This is a genomic window from Streptomyces prasinopilosus, assembly GCF_001419695.1.
In the GTDB taxonomy this organism is placed as follows: Bacteria; Actinomycetota; Actinomycetes; order Streptomycetales; family Streptomycetaceae; genus Streptomyces; species Streptomyces prasinopilosus.
Genome location: NZ_LIRG01000076.1, coordinates 1 through 6926 on the forward strand (window position 1 = coordinate 1; position 6926 = coordinate 6926).

Below are 6926 nucleotides of genomic sequence, written 5' to 3' on the forward strand. Positions count from 1 at the left end.
ACCGCGGCCATGGCCGCGGTGGCCCCCCCGCCCTCGGGTCTCGTGGCCGAGGAGCTCTCGGCCACCATCCCGGCCCCCACCGACCCGATGGCCCCTCCGGCCAAGACCACGGTCTGAGCCCCAGGAAGACACGTAGGAGAAGAGCACCATGAAGATCGACTGGGCGGCCCTCGGTTCCGTCTTCGGCGTCAGCCTCGTGGTCACCGTGGCCCTGGTGGCCCTGTTCACCCTGGGCATCACCGGTCTGTCCCGCCGTGAGCGGGCGGCGGCCCAGGGCCAGTCCGCGGTCCTGGCGGTCACCGGCGCCTACGCCTGCTTCGCGGCCTGCGCGGCGGCGGTGGCGTACGGGATCTACCTGATCATGGCCTGACCCCCGCCCGGCGGCCGTCCGGCGCGGCCGGCGGCGTGTGACGCGGGAGCGCGACCCCGACCGGTGTTCCGGTCGGGGTCGTGCCGTCCGGCGGGCGGGCGGTGCGGGGCGCACGGTGCCCCCGTGCCGCCCGTTCCGCCGTTCCCGGACCATCCCGTCCCGCGGCGGGCCCCCGGCGCGGTTCCCCCTCCGGAACTCCCCCTGTGGGCCTCAGCACACTTCAGCCCCGCAGGTCAACGGCAAGTTGACGGTTCTTCCGGACCGTGGTGGACTGCCGGAGCCATTACGGCGGCAGGAGAGGAAGCCGGTGCGAATCCGGCGCGGTCCCGCCACTGTCACCGGGGTGAACGACCCCGGGAGCCAGGAACTCCCACCGCCGGTCTCGTCGAACCAGGGCGTGGACACCCTGAGTGAGGACATACCGCCATGCCCGGCTGCCTGTCGAGGTCGACCAGCGCTGCTCCGCCCCGGCTCGGGGCGATCACTCCCGCCGGATCCCCCACCGGCTGAACCCATGCGTGCCGATCGCGAGTTCGCGTACGGCGCCGCCGCCGGCCTCCTCGGCGACCTGCTGCTCGGCGATCCCCGCCGAGGGCATCCGGTCGCCGTCTTCGGGCGGGCCGCGGCTGCCGTGGAACGGGTTCTGTGGCAGGACGACCGGGGCCGGGGCGCGCTGCACACCGCCGTCTGCGTCGGCGGGGCCGTCGCCCTGGGCAGCCTGGCCGCCCGCTGCGTACGCTCCTCCCCCGCCGCCTCCGTCGCCCTGACCGGCGCGGCCACCTGGGCCGTCGTCGGGGGGACGTCGCTGGCCCGGGAGGCCCGCGCCGTCGGGCGCGCCCTGGAGTCCGGGACCGCCGAGGGGATCGAGGCGGCGCGGGCGCGGCTGCCGCACCTGTGCGGGCGGGACCCGCAGGCGCTGGACGCCGACGGGATCGCCCGCGCGGTCGTGGAGTCCGTCGCCGAGAACACCTCCGACGCCGTGGTGGGCGCCCTGGTGTGGGGCGCCGTCGCCGGGGTGCCGGGGCTGCTCGGGTTCCGGGCCGTCAACACCCTGGACGCCATGGTCGGCCACAAGTCGCCCCGCCACCTGCGGTACGGCTGGGCCTCCGCGCGCCTCGACGACGTCGCCGGGTGGCCCGGGGCGCGGCTGACCGCCGTGCTCGCCGCGGTCGCCGGGCCGGATCCGCGGGGTGCCGTCCTGGCGTGGCGCGCGGACGCCGCGAAGCATCCGAGTCCCAACGCCGGGCCCGTGGAGGCGTCCTTCGCGGGCGCGCTCGGCGTGCGGCTCGGCGGGACGCTGTCCTACGCCGGGCGGGTCGAGCACCGGCCCGTCCTCAACGGCGGCGGCCGTGCCGTGAGCGTGGCGGACATCGACCGCGCGGTACGGCTCTCGCGGCGCGTCGGCTGGCTGGCACTCGGCGCCGGCGTCGCCGCGCGCATCGGGGCGCGGGCCGTCGCCCGGGCCCTGTCCGGGGCGCGTGGAAAGGGGCGTGCGGCATGACGGGCGCGTACGGCGCGGCGGGCGGTACGACGACCGGGAGGACGGGTGGCGGGCTGCTGGTCGCCGGCACGACGTCGGACGCCGGCAAGAGCGTGGTGACCGCCGGGATCTGCCGGTGGCTGGCGCGGCAGGGCGTGAAGGTCGCGCCGTTCAAGGCGCAGAACATGTCGCTGAACTCGTTCGTGACGCGGGAGGGCGCCGAGATCGGGCGGGCGCAGGCCATGCAGGCCCAGGCCTGCCGGATCGAGCCGACCGCGCTGATGAACCCGGTGCTGCTCAAGCCGGGCGGGGAGCGCAGCAGCCAGGTCGTGCTGCTGGGCCGGCCGGTCGGCGAGATGAGCGCGCGCGGCTACCACGGCGGGCGGCAGCAGCGGCTGCTGGACACGGTGCTGGACTCCCTCGCGCAGCTGCGGGCCACGTACGACGCGGTGATCTGCGAGGGGGCCGGCAGTCCGGCCGAGATCAACCTGCGGCGCACCGACATCGTCAACATGGGGATCGCCAGGAACGCCTCGCTCCCCGTCCTCGTCGTCGGCGACATCGACCGCGGCGGGGTCTTCGCCTCCTTCTTCGGCACCGTGGCGCTGCTGTCGCGCGAGGACCAGGAGCTGGTCTCCGGCTTCCTGGTGAACAAGTTCCGGGGCGACGTCTCGCTGCTGGAGCCGGGCCTGGACATGCTGCACGGTCTGACCGGGCGGCGCACGTACGGGGTGCTGCCCTTCCGGCACGGGCTCGGCATCGACGAGGAGGACGGGCTGTCGGTGTCCCTGCGGGGCGCCGTACGGGAGTCCGCGGTCACCGCGCCGGCCGGCGAGGACGTGCTGCGGGTCGCCGTGTGCGCGGTGCCGCTGATGTCCAACTTCACGGACGTGGACGCGCTGGCCGCGGAGCCGGGCGTCGTGGTCCGCTTCGTGGACCGGCCCGAGGAACTGGCCGACGCCGATCTCGTGGTGGTGCCGGGCACCCGCGGCACCGTACGGGCCCTCGGGTGGCTGCGGGAGCGCGGGCTCGCGGACGCCCTGCTGCGGCGGGCGGCCGAGGGGCGGCCCGTGCTCGGGATCTGCGGGGGCTACCAGCTCCTCGGCGAGCGCATCGAGGACGACGTGGAGAGCCGCGCCGGCCGGGTCGACGGGCTCGGGATCCTGCCCGTGCGGGTGCGGTTCGCGCGGGAGAAGACGCTCGGGCGGCCCGCCGGGAAGGCCCTCGGCGAGCACGTCGAGGGCTACGAGATCCATCACGGGGTCGCCGACGTGCGGGGCGGCGAGGCGTTCTTCTCCGACGACGGCGGGCACGGCCTGGACGGCTGCCGGGTCGGGCAGACCCGGGGCACGCACTGGCACGGTGCGCTGGAGTCGGACGGCTTCCGCCGGGCCTTCCTGCGCGAGGTGGCCGCCGCCGCGGGACGCCGTTTCGTCCCGGCCCCGGGCACCTCGTTCGCCGCGCTGCGCGAGGAGCGGCTCGACCGGCTCGGCGATCTGATCGAACAGCACGCGGACACGGACGCGCTGTGGCGGCTCATCGAGTCCGGCGCCCCGCCGGGACTGCCGTTCGTTCCGCCGGGAGCGCCCGCGTGAGCGCCGTGCCGCCGCCCGCCGCCGACCCGGCGGCGGGGCGCCAAGAGTGCGGCCCCCGTGCCGGCGCGGGAGGGGCCCCGGTCCCGGCGGCCCCGCGGCCCGGGGCCGGGCCGGACAGTCGGACACCATCCGAAGGAGTGATCACCGCGTGAGTACGCCCTATCCCTTCACCGCCGTCGTCGGACAGGACGACCTGCGGCTGGCCCTGCTGCTGAACGCGGTGTCGCCCCGGGTGGGCGGCGTCCTCGTGCGGGGGGAGAAGGGGACCGCGAAGTCGACGGCCGTCAGGGCGCTGGCCGCGCTGATGCCGGAGACCGAGGTGGTGCCCGGCTGCCGGTTCTCCTGCGACCCCGCCGCCCCGGACCCGTCGTGCCCCGACGGGCCGCACGAGTCCCGTCCCGGGGCGCGGCGCCCCACGGCGCTCGTCGAGCTCCCGGTCGGCGCCTCCGAGGACCGGCTGGTGGGCGCCCTCGACATCGAGCGGGCGCTCGCGGAGGGCGTGAAGGCCTTCGAACCGGGCCTGCTCGCGGACGCCCACCGGGGCATCCTGTACGTCGACGAGGTCAACCTCCTGAACGACCACCTCGTCGACCTGCTGCTGGACGCGGCCGCCATGGGCGCCTCGTACGTCGAGCGCGAGGGTGTCTCCGTACGGCACGCGGCGCGCTTCCTGCTCGTGGGGACCATGAACCCCGAGGAGGGCGAGCTGCGCCCCCAGCTGCTGGACCGGTTCGGGCTGACCGTGGAGGTCAAGGCCTCGCGGGAGCCGGACCAGCGGGTGGAGGTCGTGCGGCGCAGGCTGGCCTACGACGACGCCCCGGAGGAGTTCGCCGCGCGCTGGGCCGGCGAGGAGGCCGCCGTGCGGCAGCGGATCACGGCGGCGCGGGACCTGCTGCCGTCGGTGCGGCTGGGCGACGCGGCGCTGCGGCAGATCGCGGCGACCTGCGCCGCCTTCGAGGTGGACGGGATGCGGGCCGACATCGTGATGGCGCGCACCGCGACGGCGCTGGCGGCCTGGGCCGGGCGGACGGACGTCCTGGCCGAGGACGTGCGGCAGGCCGCGCTGCTGGCCCTCCCCCACCGGCGGCGGCGCAACCCGTTCGACGCGCCGGGGCTCGACGAGGACAGGCTGGACGAGACGCTGGAGCAGTTCGGCGGGCAGGACGGGGACGGGGCGGAGGGCGACGGGGACGGCGACGACGACGGGCCGGGTCCCGGCGGCCCCGGCGGGCAGCCGGAGCCCGAGGGCGGCCCGCCGGGCGACGGTGACGCCGCCGCGCGGCCCGGGTCCGACGGGGACGGAAGGCCGCAGGCGGGACCCGGCGGCGCGGGCGGGCGGGCCCCGGCGCGGGCTTCCGAGCCGTTCCGCACGAAGGTGCTGAGCGTCCCCGGTGTCGGCGAGGGGGCCGCCGGACGGCGGTCGCGGGCGAGGACCGAACGCGGACGGACCACGGGGGCGCACCGCCCCCGGGGGGCGCTGACCAAGCTGCACCTGACCGCCACCGTGCGGGCTGCGGCACCGCACCAGCGGGCGCGCGGGCGCGGCGGCCCGGGGCTGGTGGTCCGGCGGGACGACCTCCGGCAGGCGGTGCGGGAGGGCCACGAGTCCAATCTCGTGCTGTTCGTGGTCGACGCCTCCGGATCGATGGCCGCGCGGCAGCGGATGGGCGCCGTGAAGGGTGCCGTGCTGTCGCTGCTGCTCGACGCCTACCGGCGGCGGGACAAGGTGGGGCTGGTGACCTTCCGCGGGACGGCCGCCGAGGTGGCGCTGCCGCCGACCTCGTCCGTGGACGTGGCGGCGGCCCGCCTGGAGTCGCTGCCGACCGGGGGGCGTACGCCGCTGGCGGCGGGGCTGCTCAGGGCGCACGAGGTGCTGCGCGTGGAGCGGCTGCGGGACCCGGCGCGGCGGCCGCTGGTCGTGGTGGTGACCGACGGGCGGGCCACCGGTGGCCCGCAGCCGGTCGCCCTGGCCGGGCGGGCGGCGCGGCTGCTGGCGGCCGAGGGGACGGCCTGCGTGGTCGTGGACTGCGAGGCGGGACCGGTGCGCCTGGGTCTGGCGGGGCGGCTCGCGGACGAGCTGGGCGGTACGGCGGTGACGCCCGCCGAGCTGCGGGCGGACTCGATCGCCGGGGTGGTCAGGGATGTGCAGGGGGCCAGAACGAGGAGGGCGGCGTAATGCCGAAGGGACAGCCGAGTGTCGTACCGCAGGACGGGCTGACGACGCGTCAGCGGCGCAACCGGCCGCTGGTGATGGTGCACACGGGCGTCGGGAAGGGCAAGTCCACGGCCGCCTTCGGGCTGGCGCTGCGGGCCTGGAACCAGGGCTGGCCGGTCGGGGTGTTCCAGTTCGTCAAGTCGGCGAAGTGGAAGGTCGGCGAGGAGAACGCGCTGCGGGTGCTCGGCGCCTCCGGCGAGGGCGGCAGCGTCGACTGGCACAAGATGGGCGAGGGCTGGTCCTGGGTGCAGCGGGACGACCAGCTCGACAACGAGGAGAAGGCCCGGGAGGGCTGGGAGCAGGTCAAGCGGGACCTGGCCGCCGAGACGTACCGGCTGTACGTGCTGGACGAGTTCGCGTACCCGATGCACTGGGGCTGGGTCGACACCGACGAGGTCGTGTCGGTGCTGCGCGATCGGCCCGGGACCCAGCACGTCGTGATCACCGGGCGGAACGCGCCGGACAAGCTCGTGGACTTCGCCGACCTCGTGACCGACATGTCCAAGGTGAAGCACCCGATGGACGCGGGGCAGAAGGGGCAGAGGGGCATCGAGTGGTGACGTCCGCGTCGTCCGTGCCCCGGCTGGTCGTCGCCGCGCCCTCCTCGGGCAGCGGCAAGACCACCGTCGCCACGGGGCTGATGGCCGCGCTCGCCGCGCGGGGCCTGGCCGTGTCCCCGCACAAGGTCGGGCCGGACTACATCGACCCCGGGTACCACTCGCTGGCCACCGGGCGCGTGGGGCGCAACCTGGACGCGTACCTGTGCGGGCCCGGCCTGGTCGGCCCGCTGTTCCTGCACGGGGCGCGCGGCTGCGACATCGCGGTCGTCGAGGGCGTGATGGGGCTGTACGACGGGGCCGCGGGGCAGGAGGAGCTGGCGTCCACGGCCCAGGTGGCGAAGCTGCTGCGGGCGCCGGTGGTGCTGGTCGTGGACGCGTCGTCGCAGTCCCGGTCGGTGGCGGCGCTGGTGCACGGGTTCGTGACGTGGGATCCGGAGGTGCGGATCGGGGGCGTGATCCTCAACAAGGTCGCGTCGGACCGTCACGAGGCGCTGCTGCGGGAGGCGTTGGAGTCGTCGGGGGTGCCGGTGCTCGGCGTGGTGCGGCGGGCTCCGCGGGTCGGCACGCCGTCGCGGCACCTGGGGCTGGTGCCGGTCGCCGAGCGGCGGGACGACGCGGTGGAGGCGGTGGCGGCGATGGCCGTGCAGGTGGCCGCCGGGTGCGACCTGGAGGCGCTGGTCGCGCTGGCCCGCCGGGCCGGGGACCT

General features: G+C 76.4%; 6 protein-coding genes and 1 riboswitch. All 6 genes read left to right on the plus strand.

All coding sequences use genetic code 11. The features are described from left to right. The first annotated feature begins 148 nt into the window (after nucleotides 1–148). Entirely contained in the window at nucleotides 149–370 is a 222-nt protein-coding gene (locus tag AOK18_RS04745) for a hypothetical protein (protein ID WP_055574818.1), read from the plus strand. 250 nt (nucleotides 371–620) lie between these two features. Beyond that, nucleotides 621–759, plus strand: a riboswitch (cobalamin riboswitch). A 125-nt stretch (nucleotides 760–884) separates the two neighbouring features. Next, nucleotides 885–1871 (plus strand): cobalamin biosynthesis protein, encoded by a 987-nt coding sequence (locus AOK18_RS04750; protein ID WP_055574817.1) that lies wholly within the window; start codon nucleotides 885–887, stop codon nucleotides 1869–1871. After that, nucleotides 1868–3445 carry a cobyric acid synthase gene (locus AOK18_RS04755; RefSeq protein WP_055693480.1) on the plus strand — a complete coding sequence of 526 codons (1578 nt, stop codon included), beginning with the start codon at nucleotides 1868–1870 and terminating at the stop codon, nucleotides 3443–3445. Before AOK18_RS04750 ends, AOK18_RS04755 begins: the two co-directional genes overlap by 4 nt. A 148-nt stretch (nucleotides 3446–3593) precedes the next feature. Then, nucleotides 3594–5621, plus strand: a complete 2028-nt coding sequence (locus AOK18_RS04760) for a putative cobaltochelatase (RefSeq protein WP_055693481.1) — start codon at nucleotides 3594–3596, stop codon at nucleotides 5619–5621. Continuing rightward, nucleotides 5621–6220: a cob(I)yrinic acid a,c-diamide adenosyltransferase gene (cobO, locus tag AOK18_RS04765; protein WP_055574263.1), complete on the plus strand. Its 600-nt coding sequence runs from the start codon at nucleotides 5621–5623 to the stop codon at nucleotides 6218–6220. The genes AOK18_RS04760 and cobO overlap by 1 nt, the downstream gene beginning before the upstream one ends. Next, nucleotides 6214–6926: cobyrinic acid a,c-diamide synthase CobB (locus tag AOK18_RS04770; RefSeq protein ID WP_420865580.1), on the plus strand; the 713-nt coding region annotated here is incomplete at its 3' end. The genes cobO and AOK18_RS04770, both read left to right, overlap by 7 nt.

Coding starts and splice junctions, on each gene's coding strand:
- AOK18_RS04745 (WP_055574818.1), top strand. CDS start 149: ATGAAGATCGACTGGGCGGCCCTCGGTTCCGTCTTCGGCGTCAGCCTC.
- AOK18_RS04750 (WP_055574817.1), top strand. CDS start 885: ATGCGTGCCGATCGCGAGTTCGCGTACGGCGCCGCCGCCGGCCTCCTC.
- AOK18_RS04755 (WP_055693480.1), top strand. CDS start 1,868: ATGACGGGCGCGTACGGCGCGGCGGGCGGTACGACGACCGGGAGGACG.
- cobO (WP_055574263.1), top strand. CDS start 5,621: ATGCCGAAGGGACAGCCGAGTGTCGTACCGCAGGACGGGCTGACGACG.